The organism is Seonamhaeicola sp. NFXS20 (assembly GCF_049132085.1).
Lineage (GTDB): Bacteria > Bacteroidota > Bacteroidia > Flavobacteriales > Flavobacteriaceae > Seonamhaeicola.
The window spans coordinates 1-18,553 of record NZ_JAFMPU010000015.1 but is presented as its reverse complement, the minus strand read 5'-3'; the positions used below and the strand labels follow the sequence as shown (position 1 = coordinate 18,553).

Genomic DNA, 18,553 nt, shown 5'->3' with positions numbered 1-18,553 from the left:
TAAAGCAGAATCTATTTTATAACAAAGAATGAAAAAAATAAAATTAATTATTATCCCAATTATACTGCTTATAGTTGGTATTAGTATAAGTTGCGAACGAGATGATATTTGTCCCGAAAGCACCTCTACAACACCAAATTTAATTATTGATTTATACGATAGCGATAACCCTGATAGCTCTAAAAATGCTTATAATATGGTGGTATACGGAGAAGACAATGATGAAATTTTATCTGATTATGAATCTGTTACTACCAATCAATTAGTACTACCGTTAAAAACTGATGCCAACTCAACCACATACATTCTTCATAAAGATTATAGTTATGATGATAATGACACTCCCGATGACACCAGCGATGATATTATTGGCGGAAACCAAGATATTATCACTATAAATTATCTAACAGAAGAGATATATGTTTCTCGTGCATGTGGCTATAAAACCATTTATAAGAGTGTAGAAATAACTGTTGAAGACGATGGTGACAATTGGATAATTTCAACAGAAAACTTAACCGATAACGAACCTATAGAAGATGACTATGACACGCATTTTTACATTTTTCATTAGTACAATGATTTTATTTTGTGTGTCTGTTAATGCACAAAATGATAGTATCCCTAAAGCGGTTAATGACTCCTTAGTAATAAAACAGAAATACGGACTTAGAATTGCTGGCGATATTGGCAAGCTAGCACGCTCGTTTCTTGATGATGAGTACACAGGCTTTGAAATAGCAGCAGATTTTAGATTAAAAAAAGACTTATACATTGCTGGAGAATTAGGTTTTGAAGAAAAAAGTACCGTTAACGATTATTTAGATATTAACACAACAGGATCTTATTTAAAAGCAGGTATAGACCTTAATATGTATGATAATTGGTTAGACATGGATAATATGATTTATGCCGGATTTAGAGTGGGTGCCAGTACCTTTAGTCATGATTTAAACAGTTTTACTGTTTATCATACCAATCAATATTGGGAACCTCAATATTCATCAGATGAAGTGCAAGAATTTAGTGGCTTAACCGCTTTTTGGGGCGAACTCATTTTAGGAATGAAGGTAGAACTCTTTAACAACCTTTACATGGGTTTAAACGTACAGCTTAAAACCTTAGTTACTGAAAAAGAACCAGATAACTTTCAGAATGTATTTATACCTGGTTTTGGTAAAACCTATGATAGTAGCAGCATAGGCACTAGCTACAGCTATACCCTAGCCTACAGAATACCGCTTTATAAAAAAGCTAAATAACACTGTTAAACTCTTTTTTGGTTTAAATTGTGTTTATAAAAATATAATTTAGTAAATCTAATCTACTGATATATTACACAAAACAAGCTCATGAGGAAACATTTTATTTGTACCGTAATACTTTTAAGTGGTTTACTTTCTAACTACCTCTTATTAAGTCAAGTAAAAAAGCCTAATTTTTTAATTATCCTTGGTGATGATATAAGTGCTTCTAATATTGGGTGTTATAATTCTAAAAATCCAAATACAACTCCAAATATTGATGCTTTAGCAAATGAGGGAATCAGGTTTACAAATATGTTTGTTTCCGAAGCCATATGTGCACCAACCAGAGCCGAATTATATACCGGATTAATGCCTTACAAAAATGGCTGTTCTAAAAATCATGCAGCAACAAAAACTGGTACACTAAGTATTGTTCAACATTTACAAAAATATGGGTACCGTGTTGCATTAACAGGAAAAAGACATTTTAAACCACAATCTGTTTACCCATTTGAGTTTATAGATGGTTTTGAAAAAAATTGTAACAAAAGTGGTACAGTTCCAGAAAGTTGGGATGGAGTTGAAGAATTTATTACCCGTAATCCAGACCAACCATTTTGTTTAATTATTTGTTCTATTAATGCACATTCGCCTTGGGATGCTGGAAATTCAGACCTTTGGGATGCAAACAAAATAGTTTTACCTTCTAACTTAGTAGATACAGAAAAAACAAGAACTTACTTTAAAGAATATTTAGGTGAAATTAGGCTTTTTGATGAACAAGTAGGTAAAGCCAGAAAACTTCTTAAGAAAAATAAACTTGATACTAATACAGCCCTAATGGTACTTGATGAAAATGGTGCAGGAATGCCAGGGGGAAAATGGACTACTTATGATTGGGGAGTACGCTCTGCCTGTGTAATGAAGTGGCCTTCAGCTAATAATAATGCGTTAGTAACTTCGGCAATTGCACAATATTGTGATATTTTACCAACCTTAATTGATGCAGCTGGTGGGACCGTTCCTGAATATTTAGATGGAAAAAGCTTACTTCCTGTAATTAAAGGAAACACAACCAAACACAGAGATTATGCATTTTTTTTATACAATAGCGGACCCGAAGGACCCGAATTTGCCACAAGAGCCGTAACCGATGGTCGTTATAAATTAATTTGGAATTTAACACCAAATAATCTGTATGCAGTAAGAACCATAAATGGATTTGATTTTGGCTATGTAGATAAAATGGAGGACAGACATGTGCGTAAAATGTACCTTTCTTGGCTTACTAAAGCTGGCTATGATAAAACAGCTAATAATTTAGTACAACGCTATAGAAAACGCCCTGAATTTCAACTTTTCGATTTAAGTAAAGATCCGGAAGAAATGAATAATCTTGCAAACAATCCAGTGTATTATTCTAAAATTGAAGAACTTAAAGAAGCCATAAAACAGTGGATGAAAGAACAAAAAGATACTTTAATAGCTAGTACAAAAAATTAAAAACTTACCCTATCTAACTAATAATATATCTATTAAGTTGAAGCTTGTATCTTTAGACTTATATTACGTAATCTTTTTAAGTACAATACTCTAATAACTTTCAATACTTCGTTGCCTTAAACACATATTTAAAAAATAAGTTTTATTTTACATTTTATATTGTATTTTTAAAACATTAAGAAGCCCCAAATGTATTATAAAATGAAAAATACCCTCTTAATACTTGCCATGTTATTTTTCTCCTGTTCTAAAAACGAACCTGTAGAAACTAAAGAAGATACAGAACTTGAAACAATAGAAATACCAACTTCTATAATAGATTATACTAATTTAGAAAATTGGTCTTTTCACCCCAATAAAACTACTATCCTGCCCTATTACAATTTAGATATTTCTGTTATTAATAAAGATTTACAAATAGAAGAATCTATTCCTATTATCAATAATGCTGCTACAAATACAGGTGTTGATGTGTTTTGGGTACACCCTACACTACTATCCACCACTCAAAGTATAAGCTCTGTTAAAGTAATACCTATAGAAGAGCAAGATAAAATTAACATAGGACTTACCATTATAGCTCAAGGTGGCTTATTATCAAAATATGGACGCATGTTTGCCCCACATTACAGGCAATCATCTGGAATAACATACGGTGATAACATAGATAAAGAATTACAAGCAAACATTATTGCTACCTCATATAGCGATGTAAAAGCAGCATTTTTAAATTATCTTAATAACTATAACAATGGTAACAAAATTATATTAGCAGGACACTCTCAAGGCTCTTACCTTATTGCTTTACTGTTAAGAGATTTATTTGATACCAACGAAAGTTTAAGAAGCAAATTAGTAACTGCCGCTTTAGGAGGTATGGGCTATATATATGCAGAACAAGGTAAATACAGTGGTGGTTGGTTTAAAAACATACCCTTATGCACAAACACTAATGAATGTGGATGTGTACATAATTGGGCTTCTTTTGATGATGAACAAACTATACCAGAAATTAATTATGGTTTACCTGAATTTAATCCCTATTTAATTAATAGCGGACTTGTTTACAGAGCTTTTAATGAAACCAATGATTGGTTTGTTCAAGATTTTAGTTATTATAATGAAAATACTTCTACCTTAAAAAACTACATAGCACCAGATGCTAGCTATAATTTAGGTGGTGATAATAATTTTATTGCTTTTAATAACCTTTATTCTGTAAAACATAAAAGAGAAGGCATGCAAAAAGTGGTATTAAGCGTTAGCCATAACCCACTTGTAAACGACCAAAGACCAAACGATTTAGAAGATGAAAAAAGTCACCCTAATTATCCAAACTGGGGCTATCACACTAAAGACTATCATATCTATTTATGGGCTTTAATGGAACAAATTGATGAAAAATTAAACAACTGTAACTAAAAGCCTTTTTAAACCAAAACACCATGAATTATATATTGATTTTTTGATGAAAAATTTTAATTTTACTAGTTAATAAAATACTTTCAAATTTTTAGTTAAAAACTGAGTACTACCTAATTTATCATTTTTTCTCAATAAAATATCAAAAGATAAATTTTAAAGTTACTATAAAAAATCATTACTTCATTTTATGAAAATAAACCTACTTACCATTTTACCTTTCATCTGTATATTTTTCTATTCATGTTTAAATAAAGCCTCAGATAAAAATGATTTAGCAATAAAAACAAAAGAGATAAGCAAAAGTTTTATCCCCTTAAAAGAAGCTGGAGATATAGAGTTTAGCACGCTCACTAATATCCAACAAGAACAAAATAAGTTTACTAATACCGCAACAAAAAAGGGTGTTAAAATATTACATCATTTAGATGAAACAGGATTTCATTTTTACCAAGATGTAAAATTTAAAAATAAAAATATAGGCGTTATAGTTGGAGGCACCAGATTAAGAGCAAGAATTACTGAAAATGGTGGAAAAAGTTGGAAAGAATTTAGCTTTTCAAGATTTGCTAACAAATTTGAATCTATTGCTTTTTCAAGAAATACCATGTTTATTGTAGGAGCCAGTAATTATATCTTTAGGAGTAAGGATTTAGGTGAAACTTGGAGCGTTCTTGATACAAAGTATTTTTTTAAAGATGACCAAAGTAGGTTTCAAAAATTCAAGTACTATAAAGTTCGTTTTTTATCAGAAAAAATAGGGTTTATAGTTGGAGAACACCAACAAAAAGCTGTTATTTTAAAAACAACAAATGGAGGTGATAACTGGGAATTAATTAATACAACTAATCAATTAAAAAACGATAAAGGCATATCAGATTTAGAGATTCTTTCTGCTAATGAAATAATAATTACTACATTATCAGGAAATTGTTATAAAAGTATAGATGGGGCTATTACTTGGGAATTACTTTATTCAGATAAAAAAAGCGTACTATCTTCCATAGCCTTTTTTAACTCTAAAGAAGGGTTCATTGGAGGTTTAAACGGCTTGTTGCTATATACAGATGATTCAGGAAAAACTTGGAACAAAATTAATATGCCTTACGGTGAGGTGTCTGATATAGCAATTTATAATAATTCAGCTTTTGTTACCAACTCAATTACATTTTATGATGAAGGAAACCCTTTTGTTTTTAAAATTGATAATAACGGTAAAAATGTTACTCCATTTTTAACTAAAAAAGAGGATTCCATTCTATTTGAGGGAAAATCTTATGGTATTCAAATTTTGAATGAAAACATTTATGTTTTGGATAAAAATAACTTATACCAAACTGTTGTAAATTAATAACCTCTTAAAATACAATTGAAATTAACTAAACTACATAGCACCAAATACTTGCGTTAATTTGGTTTACAACTTGTTTATAAATAGTTATAAGTACATATTGATTTTTTAGTAAGAAAATTCTAACTTCGCTAGTCAGTAGATATAAATCATAAATCACTTGTGCTGAACTTGTCTCAGTGTTGAACTGGATTTGTATCCTTAATGTTGGACTTAATTTGAGATTGATTTCAAGAAGAAAAAATGATTACAAATAGAATTTTAGAAATAATTTTAGGTCTTTTAGGATTTGTAGTTGCCCCTATTCAACTTATAACGACTTTTATACTCGGAATTTTAATACATCTAACTTTTGGACTATTACTATTCCCTCTAAGTTTTGTTTGGAATATATTGTTTTTATATCCACTCATCGGACTTTCTTATGTTTACGAAAAAGCAACAATACTTAGGGCACCAATAGCAATTATTGGTATCCCTATTGCTATTTTAGGAAATACGTATGCCTCTTTAATTCCCTCAATGGGAGATATGAAAAATCGTTGTAATAAACTTATTGCATCAGAAAGCTTCCCTTATACTTGGCATTATCATAGGCTTTCATTAGGCAGTATAATAATTAAATTCACTAATGGTTTTGATAATTTATTAGTGTTTTTTGATAGGATAAAACCAAGTGATGTAAGATGGAAATATGTAAATAACATAAAACGAGCAAACAATATTTAACACATAATTCAATATGAATAAGTCAGGGCCAACAATGGTATATAGTAATTTAGATGTTATGGACATCAATAAAAATTACAAAGAAGAATATGTAGGAATTCTTGAAAGAACAAAAACCATTTTTAATAATTTTAAAAAAGAAAATCCAAATCTAAATGTAACATACTATTTTGACCACGTTAATAAACAATTTTCGATATATGATAAAGAGGTTCACAGTCAAAAAGAAGAAAGTATTTGTCTAAATTTTTTAAACCTTTTAAATAGTGATGATTTTGAAGAATAAATGCATAGAGCTGATAATATTATACTTTACCATAAACACATAAATTAAAACATCTAAATAATTTGATTTTTGTATTATTTCAAAGTTATTTAAACTTTCAGAAAATATACCTTAAAAAGGTTTAATTATCTTTTGTAAGATTATGATAAAGAAACTCTTTGATATAGAATCTACATCTTAGTCAGTAACTGTATCTGACATAAAAAACTAAACACAACAAGGTTACAAATCATTACTTTTTACGTCAATTTTGAAACATCTCCTTTGAAAAATTAATCGTCCCACACTAACAAAACCCAACACCGAACCTTATAGCTAATCAATCCAATAAACTCAACTCCCAAAAAACTACTTCATATACTTCCCCTTTTTACTACCAGCATAAATTTCATATTTAACTAATCTAGATTCTAATTTAGCATTAAAGAGTTGTATTTTTCTACTGGGGCGTAAACCAACATACTTTAAAGCATCTAAATTACTAGTAATAAACCACGCATTGGTATTAGGGTATTTTTGTTTAAGGGTATCGCCTATATTTTTATAAAAGGCTTCCATATCTATATTTAAACGCTCTCCGTAGGGCGGATTAAATACCATATGCAGCTTTTCATCGCCTCCTTTTTGGGTTTTAAAAAAGTCTTCGTGTTTAACAGTTATAAAATCGTCTAACTGCGCATTTTTTACATTGTCTTTAGCTTTATAAACGGCACTTGGAGCTTTATCATACCCTATAATTTTATGGTGAAAATCTCTGGTTTTATTAAGTAAAGATGCTTCAATTTTTTCAAATAAATCTACATCCCAATCTTCCCAACGTTCAAAAGCAAACTCTTTACGCATAAGGTTTGGTGGTATGTTACAGGCAATCATAGCAGCTTCTATAAGCATGGTTCCAGAACCACACATGGGGTCCATAAAATCACATTGTCCATCCCAACCAGATAGCATAATCATACCTGCAGCCAACACCTCGTTAATGGGTGCAATATTGGTTGCGGTTTTATAACCACGCTTGTGTAATGAATCTCCCGAAGTATCTAAAGACACCGTGCACTGGTTTCGGTCTATATGTATATTTATTTTTAAATCGGGGAATTTTAAATCTACATTGGGGCGCTGTCCAGTATTATCTCTAAATCTATCAACAATGGCATCTTTTGTTTTTAAAGCAATGTACAGTGAGTGTTTAAATAAATGCGAGTGTATGGTAGCATCTACAGCCAATGAGCCCGTTGGTTTTAAATAATCTTCCCAAGTCATTTTGTATATGTTGTTATACAAATCTTGCTCATTGTTCACTTTAAACGTATGGATGGGTTTTAAAATTTTAATGGCAGTACGCAATCCTAAGTTGGCTTTATACATAAACCCCTTATCTCCTACAAAACTTACATTTCTAACACCTTTTTTAACCTCTTGTGCTCCTAATTGGGTAAGTTCTTTTGCTAATAAGTCTTCAAAACCAAATAAGGTTTTGGCTACCATTTTGAAATTTCCATCCATTTTTTGCTACTACTTATTTGGTTTACTTTAATAGGTTGCAAAAATAGCGTAATTTTGATTAATATTTGGATAAGTGAAATTGGGTTAAGAATTAAAGTGGCTTCCTTTTGTTTACAAAAGATATAACGAAAAGCCTGACCGCGCTAAAGCGTGGTAACCCCATAAAAATGATTAATGACAGCAAATACTACCACATGGTTTTCTTCTTGGTTTGATACACCATATTACCATATTTTATATAAGGATAGAAACGATACCGAAGCACATGCCTTTATGGCAAAACTTACTGAGTATTTAAATATTCCGGAGAACGGTACCATTTTAGATTTAGCTTGTGGACGCGGAAGACATGCGCGCTATTTAAACAAAATTGGATACGATGTTACTGGGGTTGATTTAAGTGAAAACAGTATTGCCTTTGCTAAAAAATTTGAAAATCATCGTTTAAGATTTGATGTACACAATATGTGTAAGCCTTACGGCAAACAGTTTGATGCCGTTTTTAACCTATTTACCAGCTTTGGTTATTTTGACGACGACGACGATAACCTTAATACTATTAAAGCTATTAAAGCTAATTTAAACACCTATGGTTTTGGGGTTATAGATTTCATGAATAGTGAATATGTAATTAATAATTTAGTACCCGAAGAAGTAAAGGTTATTGATGATATAGCCTTTAATTTAAAACGTTATGTTGAAGACGGTTACATAATTAAAGACATTAAATTTACCGTTAATGAACGCTTACACCATTATCAAGAACGCGTTAGAGCTTTTACTTTAAATGATTTTGAAGATTTATTTAAAAAAGCCGATGTACATTTGCTAGATGTTTTTGGAGATTATAACTTGCATAAGTTTGATGTTAAAACCTCTGAACGATTGGTTATGATTTTTAAATAAATCTTTTTTAGGCACTATTTAATTTTTACTAGTATATTTTTTAAATGAGCGATTATCTTTTTCCTTTTCTTGCCGTGGTTATAGGCGTTATTATTGCTAGTTTTACTAAAACTAGCAAATCTTGGAATACCAAACTACTACTCTCTTTTAGTGGTGCTTTTCTATTAGCTTTAACGCTTTTTGAATTGCTACCAGAAGTGTATCATCATTTAAATACTAAACTTGCTGGACTGTATATTATGTGTGGTATTTTGCTCCAAATTATTTTAGAACTATTCTCTAAAGGTGCAGAACATGGCCATATGCATGCCAATAAAGACAAAACTCTTTTTCCTTGGTTATTATTTATTAGTTTATGCATTCATAGCTTTTTAGAAGGGTTTGCTATACATGAACATAATGATATGGTTTATGGTGTTTTAGTACATAAAATACCCATTGCTATTATAATTAGCATGTTTTTATTTAAAGCCAATTATAACAAATTTCAGGTTTTTATATTCTTAACAATATTCGCTTTTATGACACCCTTAGGCACGCTTATATCTAATACTTCAGAAACAATAGCTCATTACGGTCATATATTAAATGCTATTGTTATTGGTATCTTTTTTCATATTTCCACAACTATTTTATTTGAAAGTAGTGACGGACATAAGTTTAACATGTCTAAATTTATTGCCATTATTTTAGGTGTTGGTATAGCTTATTTAATATAGATTTATGTTTAGTAAGGAAGAATCTAGATTATTACGACAAGAATTTTGGACAAGCTTTGGAAAATCATTTCCAAGAAAATGGATATTATATAACACCAAACTAAAAGGATTTAGTTTTAAATTTTATTTTGATACAAAAAAAGCTTTGGTAGCGCTTGATTTAGAAGATGATTTAGAACACCGCATAAAATACTGGGAAAAACTTAATGCACTAAAATCTATTTTAATTAATGATTATTTACCCAATGCTATTTTTGATGAAGCATATATACTAGATAATTACAAAGAAATCTCAAGAATTTATGTGCCTTTAGATGCAAAAGTGTCTATTCACAACAAAAACTCATGGCAAATAGTTATGGAATTTTTCAATGAAAAAATGAGCCTTTTTGAAGCTTTTTTTGAAGAATACAAAGAGGTTATTAAAAGCTAATTTTTAATACAAGCTTCACACCTTCCTTGAATTAACACTTGAGCCCCTGATACTTCCCTATTTGGCAGGCTTGGTATTTTAACATCTACATCTAAACAATCAATTTTTCCGCAATCAGTACATTGAAAATGCGGATGCACATCAGTATGCTTATGCTCACTGCAACCTTTACAAGGGGCATACCATTTTATGCCATTGGTTCCTAAAAAAGAATGTAAAACCCCATCGTCTTCTAGCCTATCTAAAACACGATACACCGTAGTTTTGTTTACTTTATTATTAAACCTATCAACTAAATCTATAACCGAAATAGCCTTATTTTCAACTTTAAAAGCTTCTAGAACTAAGTTAACCGATTGCGTTTTACGTACAACTCCCATATCACAAATTTAATACAACTAAGTTGCATTAACAAATATTATAAGTATATTTGCAACTTAGTTGCATTAACGTAAACATAAATGAACATATCTATTAAAAAACCCGATACATTAGGTGCATTAGCAAGTTCTATTTGTTTAATACATTGCATTGCTACACCTTTTGTATTTATGGCTCAATCAACTGTTGCTGCATGTTGTGCACATGAGGCTGTACCCACATGGTGGCATGCTATAGATTTTATTTTTATAATCATTTCATTTGTTGCTGTTTATCGTTCCAATAAAACATCAACTAATCTAATATTAAAAAAAGCACTTTGGCTAAGTTGGGCTATACTTTTTACTTTAATATTAAATGAAAAATTAGAATGGTTTGCTATACCTGAAACAATAATGTACATAGCTGCTTTAACTTTAGTTAGCCTACACATTTACAATTTAAATTACTGCCAGTGTAAAACCAATTCATGCTGTACAAATAATGGATAAAAAACAAATAGAAATAATAGGAGACAACCATATTTCATCAAGTGTAGAAACACCTATGGTTACAACTGCATTTGATAAATCTGATGATGAAAAAATAAAAGCAATTCAGTTTCACTTCTCTAAAATCATGGAAGAATTGGGACTAGATTTAACAGATGATAGCTTATCTGGCACACCCTATCGATTTGCTAAAATGTATGTAAAAGAATTGTTTTACGGTTTAAACCCAAAAAACAAACCTAAATTATCGGTGTTTGAAAACAAGTATCATTATAAAAAAATGATTGTTGAACAAAACATTACAATAGACTCTTCTTGCGAGCACCATTTTCTACCAATTACTGGACACGCAAACATTGCATACATACCCAATAACAAAGTCATAGGATTGTCTAAAATTAACCGATTGGTTGATTATTACGCACATCGTCCTCAAGTACAAGAGCGTTTATCACTTCAAATATTAAAAGACCTTCAAAACACTTTAGAGACTAAAGATGTTATAGTCATGATTTCTGCTAAGCACCTCTGCGTCTCTTCTAGAGGTATAAAAGATAAAGATAGTTTTACTACCACTATAGAATATGGAGGCGAATTTAATAAACCCAAAATAAGAACTGAATTTTTAAACGCTTTGCAAAAAGAGTAAAAACAAATACTAATAAAACTGTGAACTAACATTACCTGCTGAAAATAAAAAAAGTATCTCTTGTTTAGAATTCATAAAACACAACTCATAAAATTCTTAGTGCAATAGCAAAAGAGTTAACCTCACAAAAATCTTGTAAGTAATAAATAAAGTTAATTTTGCAGTACAAATACAAAATATGCCAATAGCCAAAATAGGAGTTATAACTGTAAGTGATAGAGCAAACACAGGTATTTACAAAGATATAAGTGGCAAAACCATTATAAATACTATTAATGATTATTTAATTTCAGAGTGGCAATCTGTTTATAAAATTGTTCCAGATGAACAAGACCTTATTGAAAAAACAATGATTGATTTGGTTGATAATGAAAATTGCTGCCTTGTCATTAGTACAGGCGGTACAGGTCCCGCAAAACGTGATGTTACCCCAGAGGCTACAGAGGCTGTTTGTGACCGTATGATGCCTGGTTTTGGTGAACTCATGAGAGCTGAATCTTTAAAATACGTACCAACCTCCATTTTATCAAGGCAAACCGCTGGACTTAGAGGCAGTAGTTTAATTATAAATTTACCTGGAAAACCAAAATCTATTAGAGAATGTTTAGATGCTGTTTTTCCTGCTATACCCTATTGTATAGACCTAATGGAAGGTCCTTATTTAGAATGTAACGAAGCTGTTATTAAACCCTTTAGACCCAAGAAAAAATAATGGAAGCTATCATTACAATTGTTGGTTTTTTAGGTGCTGGTAAAACAACACTGCTAAAATATTTAATTAAAAATTTCACCGATAAGGGCTGGAATCCTTATGTTATTCTTAACGATTATGAGAATGCCAATATAGATGTACAACATTTTAGGGAGCAACTAAATTTAAACACTATTAAACCTTTAAGTGGAAGTTGTATTTGTTGCAGTGGTATTGTAGAACTTAGAGAAACAGTTAACCGAATACCCCAGCGTAAAAATGGTATCACTTTAATTGAAGCTAACGGAACATCTGATGCTTGCTCGCTAATGGAGTTTTTAGGTGTTGGACTTCAAGATAGGTTCTTACCTCCTATTCAAATTTCGGTTGTAGATGTTAAGAACTGGCAAAAAAGAGAAGATCATAATGAGCTAGAAGCAAACCAAATTCAAGTATCTTCTCTCATTGTTCTTACACATCTTAAAAAAACAGATGCAACACGAAAAAGCATTGTTATTAAAGAACTAAAAAAATTAAATCCTACAGCTAAAATTATCCCTATTCAAGATTTAGATGTTCTACTGCTGCCAGAATTATTACCATCTAATAATTCAGTCCAAAAATTTGAACATCTCAAAGTACATTGGGCATCTTGTTCTGTAGATTTACCATACTTAGACACAGAAAATGCCATATATAAAATCTGCAATGCTTTACCTAAAAGTATCTTAAGGGTTAAAGGATGTACAAAAATTGGTAAAAATGAAAAATACACGTATTTTGAACGCACCCCTGATGGAGAAATTTATATTAGACCATTTAATGGCATTCCCATTACTGGTTGTAAACTTTTAACCATTGGTTCTGGCAGTGAACCTGCTACTTTAAAAAATGCCATACAAAAATATTAAACCTCTTATGAGTTCGTTAAATAACACACACACTTAAAATTTAAGATGATACAAACTAATAATCTTACGTTTAAATATAATAATAAAGAACACGTTTTTAGCTTTCCTGAAATAGACTTAAAAGAAGAAGAAAGCTTACTTATTCTGGGTAATTCTGGTATAGGTAAAACAACTCTTCTGCATTTATTAGCGGGTTTATTACAACCCAAAACTGGCAACATTACCATTAACAATGTTAATATAAATACACTTACCAATAGTAAATTAGACGAGTTTAGAGGCCAAAATATTGGTTTAGTGTTTCAAAAAAAGCATGCCATACAATCGTTAAGTGTTTATGAAAATTTACAAGCTCGTTTATTTTTTTGTAAAAAAAGTAAACAACAAAATACTATTAACGCATTACTAGAAGAATTAAATTTAAGCAACTGTAAAAACAGTAAAGTAAACGAAATTAGCGAAGGACAATTACAAAGATTAGGCATTGCTTTATCTGTAGTACACAATCCGCAAGTTATTTTAGCAGATGAACCTACCTCTAGTTTAGACGATGAAAACTGTAAAGCAGTTATAAATCTTCTTAAAAAACAAGCCAAAAAAAACAAAGCCAATTTAATTGTAATTACGCACGACCAAAGAATTAAACCTTTCTTTCAAAACACAATAACATTATGAATATTTGGAAGATTAGTATAAAAAATCTAAAATCTAAATCATTTTATACGTTTTTAAGTATCATTATATTAGCATTAAGTATAACGCTTCTATTAGGTATTCAGCAACTTAAAAGTTCATTTAAATACCAAATGGAAAACAATTTAGGAGATATAGATTTGGTTGTAGGCGCTAAAGGAAGCCCGCTACAACTTATTTTAGCTTCGGTTCTACATTTAGACAATCCTACTGGAAATATTAAGTACAATGAAGCTAAAAAACTAAGTAAAAACCCTTTAGTTAAATCTGCTGTTCCCATTTCTTATGGCGATAATTACAAAGGATACAGAATTGTGGGAACTACCAATGAATTCTTTTCATTTTATAATGCCGAATTAGAAAAAGGACGCTTAGTAGAAAAATCTATGGAAGTTGTTATTGGTAGTAATATTGCAAACCAACAAAACCTTAAAATAGGCGATACATTTGTAAGCTCTCATGGTCTGGTTGAAAATACTATAGATGTTCATGATGATGAATTAACCGTAGTAGGTATTTTAAAACCTACACAAAAAGTTATAGACCGCCTAATTATTACAAATTTACAAAGTGTTTGGGATGTACATAATCATGAAGACCATGACGAAAGTGAGCACAACGCGCATGAAGAAGACCATAACGAAAATGAAGATACTCATATGCATGATGATCATGATGAAGATGAGCATGAACAGCACGATGAAGAAACTCACAAACTAGAAGAGCATCATGCACATGAACACCACGATGATGATAAAGAAATCACCTCTTTATTAATAAGGTTTAGAAGTCCTGCAGCATTTTTAACTTTTCCTAGAAAAGTTAACGAAAGTAGTAATTTACAAGCTGCAATCCCTAGATATGAATTAGATAGATTATACCAATACACAAGTGTTGGTTTTAAAACCATAACTTGGATAGCCTACTTAATTCTAATAATTTCTGGTATTACTATTTTTATTAATTTATATAAAATGATTAAAGAACGTGCCTTTGATTTGGCTCTTTTAAGAACCTATGGAGCTAGTAATTTTCAAATTATAAAAATGGTAGCTTATGAAGCGCTAATTGTTGCTTTTACAGCTTTTGCATTAGGGTTTATACTTGTAAAAACAGGCTTGTACTTTATGTTAAAATTCACAAACCTTGGGTATAAACAAAACATAATTAGAGAATTAGAATTTCAAGACATATTACAAATTGGTGTATTAGTTTTTATAATGGTAACTTTGTCGGTAGCATTAGCTATTTACCCTATTTTAAAAATGAATATTTCAACAATATTAAGCAATGAAAAATAACATCATAATACTTTTTTATCTTCTAACATTTTCTTCTTGTTTTTCTCAACATAAAATAACTTGGGATGATTTAGCTAAAGTAAAATTTGTTGAAAAATACTTCCCTGCCTATGATGAAAGTTTTCTAGTTCCAGAGTTTTCAGAATCTGTAAAAGCTTTAGAAGGAAAAACAGTAAATATATCGGGTTATTTTTTGCATATTTCACCAAAAGACAAATTATATATGCTATCTAAAGGACCAATGTCTGCTTGCTTTTTTTGTGGTGTTGGTGGCCCCGAAACTGCTATAGAACTTCAGTTTAGTGAAAAACAAAACCTTAGAACCGATGATATTGTAACGGTAACAGGAAAATTAAAATTAAATGCTGATGATGTAGAGCATTTTAATTACATTCTTACAGATTGTGAAATAAAGTTAATTGAGACCAACTAAACTGCTTTTATCATCTCAAAATCATATCAATAAAAATTTACGTGTAAGTAAGTATTGGCTTTTTAATAAGAAAATTCTAACTTAGCTTCCTATTGGATATAAATTACCTGTGCTGAATTTGTTTCAGTATTGAAAGGGATTCTTATGCTTAACGTTGAATGTAATAAGAAAAACCATAGAACTAATATTAAGAACATATGAAAATATTAAAGAAAATAGGAAAATGGTTTTTGATTTTAATTGGAGCTTTTGTTGCTTTTATTTTAGTTGTTTTACTAGCAATCCGAATTAATAGTTCTGGAGACGAAGAGCCTTTTTTAGACGAAAAAGGCAATGTGCTACCAAATAGTATCGCCATGCACGAGGATATGACCATAAACGGAGTACCACAAAGGATTACCATTAGAGGAAAAGACAAGAATAATCCCGTGCTACTAATAGTTCACGGAGGACCAGGAGCACCCATTTTACCTGTAATATACAAACTCACAGGTGTTAATTTGGAAGATCTATTTACGGTTTGTTATTGGGAACAAAGAGGCTCTGGACTAGCTTATAATGACAGTATACCTGATTCGTCCATTACCCTAAGCCATATTGTAAATGATGGTTTGGAACTATCAAATCACTTAAGAAAAACTTTCAAAAAAGATAAAATTTACATCGAAGGTCTTTCGTGGGGAACAGCGGTAGCAGCTTATATGGTTCAAAAGAAACCCGAATTATATCACGCCTATATTGGTAGCGGTTTGATGGCGAACCAATCACTTTCGGAAGAATTATCTTATGAATTTGCCATGTCGGAATCGCAAAAACACAATGACACCATTTCAATTAACCAATTAAAACAAATTGGAAGACCGCCTTATGTTAAAAATTCAAAAAATTCAGTAACCGAGGCCTTTGAAATAGAACGACAAATTGTAATGAAGTATGCTCCGATAAAATTGGATACCGATTTTAATTTTATTAAAAGTATGTTTTTAGATAACGGATTGACATTTAAGGAAAAATTTACTGATATGATAAATAGTCCTGAATCCTACTATCCAGCATCTAAAATTTTAGAATCTACTGCTATCGATATGAATTTAATGCGTGATGTTCCGGAATTGAAAGTGCCCGTTTATATTTTACAGGGAGACAATGATCATTTTACCGAAACGTCAGTAGCAAAGGCATATTTCGATACACTTATCGCACCCTCTAAAAAATGGTTTTTATTTGAAAATGGAACACACGGCGTACAAGTTGAATATCCTGAAAAATATCGTTCAATCTATATCAATGAAATACTGGTAAAATAAGTACTCCCCAATAATGTATAGGCAAAATGTCTATAAATAAAAGGGGGTTAGCCCGTATTGAATGTAGTGCTTCTAAATCGCTTACTAGTAACATATTTACCATCATACTTCATTATAACCAACCATTAACCAAATGATAAAACTCTTCAGACGTATAAGACAACAACTGCTCTCAGAAAATAAATTAAGTAAATACTTACTATACGCTATAGGCGAGATTGTACTTGTTATTATCGGTATTCTTATCGCACTTCAAATAAATAATAAAAACGAACAGCGTAAATCCGAAAATAAGATTGTTTCTATTTTAAAGGAAGTACAACATGATTTAGGGCTAGATATTCAAAAATCGGACGAACTAATTGCCTATTATAAAACAAAAGATTCAATCATCAACTTAATACAAACAGATAAACTAACCTATGATGATTATAAAAATGATTATCAAAATGCTTTAAGATATGCTATTATGGACGCTTTTCATATGAAAATTCATGAAAATGGATATACTAACCTCACAGAAAATGTTGATAATGTTCCAAAAAAGCTAAAAGCAGTTATTGAGCCATTAAACGAGATCTATATTTATAACAAATACGAAATAGACAAGTTCGATAATCGAATGGACTTGATTACAGATAGAGTGATTGACGAGTTAGCCAAAAGTAAAGACTGGTATTACAGATTAGAACGACCTCAATTAGAAGATGAGATGATTGATTTTTTCCTGAATGACCCTTACTATAAAAATGATGTAAATCTATACCAAAATGCTGGCTGTGAAAATTTGGCAAGTTATCATGTTATGCAATTTAGAGAAAACGCAATTAATGCATACAAACAAATTAACACACTTGTTGAAAGTAATGAACCGCTTCCCGATTTTATACCACATAATTTAGTTCATCTAACAACAGCACAACTAAAAGAATATGTGGGTACTTTTAAGGTTGTAAAGGTTGAAGGTTTTAATGGTCAATTTCCTGATTGGAACTATAAAATTCAGATACAAGACAATGACTTAATAGGCGTTATGAATGGAGATCTTGAAGATATGGATTTTTTCTATTTTGAAACAACTGATAAGATATTTGGTCAAACTGATATTTACTTTAAAGGAGAGTTTATAAGAGATAGCTCGAATGAAATTACTTCTTTAATTATTATGAAATATGGAACAAGAGTTCACTTAAATAAACTTTAAGCCAATCAAAAAAATCAAACTTGAGCCGGTAAGCGTTGCAGAAGTGCTTGAACAGCAAAAAAAACCTTTTTTAAGCCCTTTTTAGGAGCTTTTTTTGTGCCAGTCTCGAAGTATGTGGTAGAAAGGCTCAGGAACTCGTGGAGGACACATTTTACCTATCCGGGTCCAAGCAAGCTTCAGGGCAATCTAAAAAGTTGTGTGTTAGAGTGTATAAATAGTTTAGTGTACCTAATAATATCAGGATTTATTTATTAACCTGTATATGTCTTGTCCTAGAATAGCTATACACTAAAACAAGTGTATGGAAACATCAAAACAGGAAAATTATGTATTACGATCAAACCAACAAGAACGCTATGACAAACGACTGATTTTAAAAATTGTCAAAGA

General features: G+C 30.7%; 21 protein-coding genes. 19 read left to right on the top strand and 2 right to left on the bottom strand.

What is annotated here, in order from left to right; genetic code table 11:
- Positions 1-28 precede the first annotated feature (28 nt).
- The 7 genes from J1D01_RS16140 to J1D01_RS16110 all read left to right on the top strand — a co-directional run bounded on the left by J1D01_RS16140 (position 29) and on the right by J1D01_RS16110 (position 6,538).
- Positions 29-574, top strand: coding sequence for a DUF6452 family protein (locus J1D01_RS16140; protein ID WP_372936941.1), 546 nt, complete (start codon positions 29-31; stop codon positions 572-574).
- Between the two features lie 4 nt (positions 575-578).
- Positions 579-1,262, top strand: coding sequence for a DUF6048 family protein (locus J1D01_RS16135; RefSeq protein ID WP_372936940.1), 684 nt, complete (start codon positions 579-581; stop codon positions 1,260-1,262).
- Positions 1,263-1,352: 90 nt separating this feature from the next.
- Positions 1,353-2,750 carry a sulfatase family protein gene (locus J1D01_RS16130; protein WP_372936939.1) on the top strand — a complete coding sequence of 466 codons (1,398 nt, stop codon included), beginning with the start codon at positions 1,353-1,355 and terminating at the stop codon, positions 2,748-2,750.
- 201 nt (positions 2,751-2,951) lie between these two features.
- Complete coding sequence (locus J1D01_RS16125) at positions 2,952-4,172, top strand: DUF3089 domain-containing protein (RefSeq protein ID WP_421151570.1); 1,221 nt, start codon at positions 2,952-2,954, stop codon at positions 4,170-4,172.
- Between the two features lie 190 nt (positions 4,173-4,362).
- Positions 4,363-5,523, top strand: a complete 1,161-nt coding sequence (locus J1D01_RS16120; protein ID WP_421151569.1) for a YCF48-related protein — start codon at positions 4,363-4,365, stop codon at positions 5,521-5,523.
- A gap of 243 nt (positions 5,524-5,766) precedes the next feature.
- Positions 5,767-6,252: a hypothetical protein gene (locus J1D01_RS16115; protein WP_421151568.1), complete on the top strand. Its 486-nt coding sequence runs from the start codon at positions 5,767-5,769 to the stop codon at positions 6,250-6,252.
- Between the two features lie 13 nt (positions 6,253-6,265).
- A complete protein-coding gene (locus J1D01_RS16110; RefSeq protein WP_421151567.1) occupies positions 6,266-6,538 on the top strand; it encodes a hypothetical protein in 273 nt (90 codons plus the stop codon).
- Positions 6,539-6,886: 348 nt separating this feature from the next.
- On the opposite strand, the gene J1D01_RS16105 is transcribed toward J1D01_RS16110, so the two are convergent.
- Positions 6,887-8,044, bottom strand: coding sequence for a THUMP domain-containing class I SAM-dependent RNA methyltransferase (locus tag J1D01_RS16105; protein ID WP_372938405.1), 1,158 nt, complete (start codon positions 8,042-8,044; stop codon positions 6,887-6,889).
- A gap of 174 nt (positions 8,045-8,218) precedes the next feature.
- Between J1D01_RS16105 and J1D01_RS16100 the strand changes: the two genes are divergently transcribed.
- From J1D01_RS16100 to J1D01_RS16090, 3 genes are read left to right on the top strand one after another with little or no spacing between them, the layout of a single operon-like run.
- Complete coding sequence (locus J1D01_RS16100; RefSeq protein ID WP_421151566.1) at positions 8,219-8,950, top strand: class I SAM-dependent methyltransferase; 732 nt, start codon at positions 8,219-8,221, stop codon at positions 8,948-8,950.
- A 44-nt stretch (positions 8,951-8,994) separates the two neighbouring features.
- Positions 8,995-9,669: a ZIP family metal transporter gene (locus tag J1D01_RS16095; RefSeq protein WP_421151565.1), complete on the top strand. Its 675-nt coding sequence runs from the start codon at positions 8,995-8,997 to the stop codon at positions 9,667-9,669.
- A gap of 4 nt (positions 9,670-9,673) precedes the next feature.
- Complete coding sequence (locus J1D01_RS16090; protein WP_421151564.1) at positions 9,674-10,102, top strand: DUF4268 domain-containing protein; 429 nt, start codon at positions 9,674-9,676, stop codon at positions 10,100-10,102.
- Here the strand turns inward: J1D01_RS16090 and J1D01_RS16085 are convergent.
- Positions 10,099-10,482, bottom strand: a complete 384-nt coding sequence (locus J1D01_RS16085; protein WP_372938608.1) for a Fur family transcriptional regulator — start codon at positions 10,480-10,482, stop codon at positions 10,099-10,101. The genes J1D01_RS16090 and J1D01_RS16085 overlap by 4 nt on opposite strands.
- 81 nt (positions 10,483-10,563) lie before the next feature.
- Between J1D01_RS16085 and J1D01_RS16080 the strand changes: the two genes are divergently transcribed.
- The 9 genes from J1D01_RS16080 to J1D01_RS16040 all read left to right on the top strand — a co-directional run bounded on the left by J1D01_RS16080 (position 10,564) and on the right by J1D01_RS16040 (position 18,163).
- Entirely contained in the window at positions 10,564-10,974 is a 411-nt protein-coding gene (locus tag J1D01_RS16080; protein ID WP_372938609.1) for a MerC domain-containing protein, read from the top strand.
- Positions 10,967-11,623 (top strand): GTP cyclohydrolase I FolE, encoded by a 657-nt coding sequence (gene folE / locus J1D01_RS16075; protein ID WP_421151563.1) that lies wholly within the window; start codon positions 10,967-10,969, stop codon positions 11,621-11,623. The genes J1D01_RS16080 and folE overlap by 8 nt, the downstream gene beginning before the upstream one ends.
- A gap of 178 nt (positions 11,624-11,801) precedes the next feature.
- Positions 11,802-12,335 carry a molybdopterin adenylyltransferase gene (gene mog / locus J1D01_RS16070; RefSeq protein WP_421151562.1) on the top strand — a complete coding sequence of 178 codons (534 nt, stop codon included), beginning with the start codon at positions 11,802-11,804 and terminating at the stop codon, positions 12,333-12,335.
- Complete coding sequence (locus J1D01_RS16065; protein WP_421151561.1) at positions 12,335-13,225, top strand: GTP-binding protein; 891 nt, start codon at positions 12,335-12,337, stop codon at positions 13,223-13,225. Before mog ends, J1D01_RS16065 begins: the two co-directional genes overlap by 1 nt.
- Positions 13,226-13,270: 45 nt before the next feature.
- Entirely contained in the window at positions 13,271-13,900 is a 630-nt protein-coding gene (locus tag J1D01_RS16060; protein ID WP_421151560.1) for an ATP-binding cassette domain-containing protein, read from the top strand.
- Positions 13,897-15,219: an ABC transporter permease gene (locus J1D01_RS16055; protein WP_421151559.1), complete on the top strand. Its 1,323-nt coding sequence runs from the start codon at positions 13,897-13,899 to the stop codon at positions 15,217-15,219. The genes J1D01_RS16060 and J1D01_RS16055 overlap by 4 nt, the downstream gene beginning before the upstream one ends.
- The gene (locus J1D01_RS16050; RefSeq protein ID WP_421151558.1) at positions 15,209-15,652 is read left to right on the top strand and encodes a hypothetical protein; all 444 of its coding nucleotides are present in this window, start codon (positions 15,209-15,211) and stop codon (positions 15,650-15,652) included. The genes J1D01_RS16055 and J1D01_RS16050 overlap by 11 nt, the downstream gene beginning before the upstream one ends.
- A 197-nt stretch (positions 15,653-15,849) precedes the next feature.
- Positions 15,850-16,959 carry a hypothetical protein gene (locus J1D01_RS16045; RefSeq protein WP_421151557.1) on the top strand — a complete coding sequence of 370 codons (1,110 nt, stop codon included), beginning with the start codon at positions 15,850-15,852 and terminating at the stop codon, positions 16,957-16,959.
- Positions 16,960-17,092: 133 nt separating this feature from the next.
- Positions 17,093-18,163: a DUF6090 family protein gene (locus tag J1D01_RS16040; protein WP_421151556.1), complete on the top strand. Its 1,071-nt coding sequence runs from the start codon at positions 17,093-17,095 to the stop codon at positions 18,161-18,163.
- The last annotated feature ends 390 nt before the right edge of the window (positions 18,164-18,553 follow it).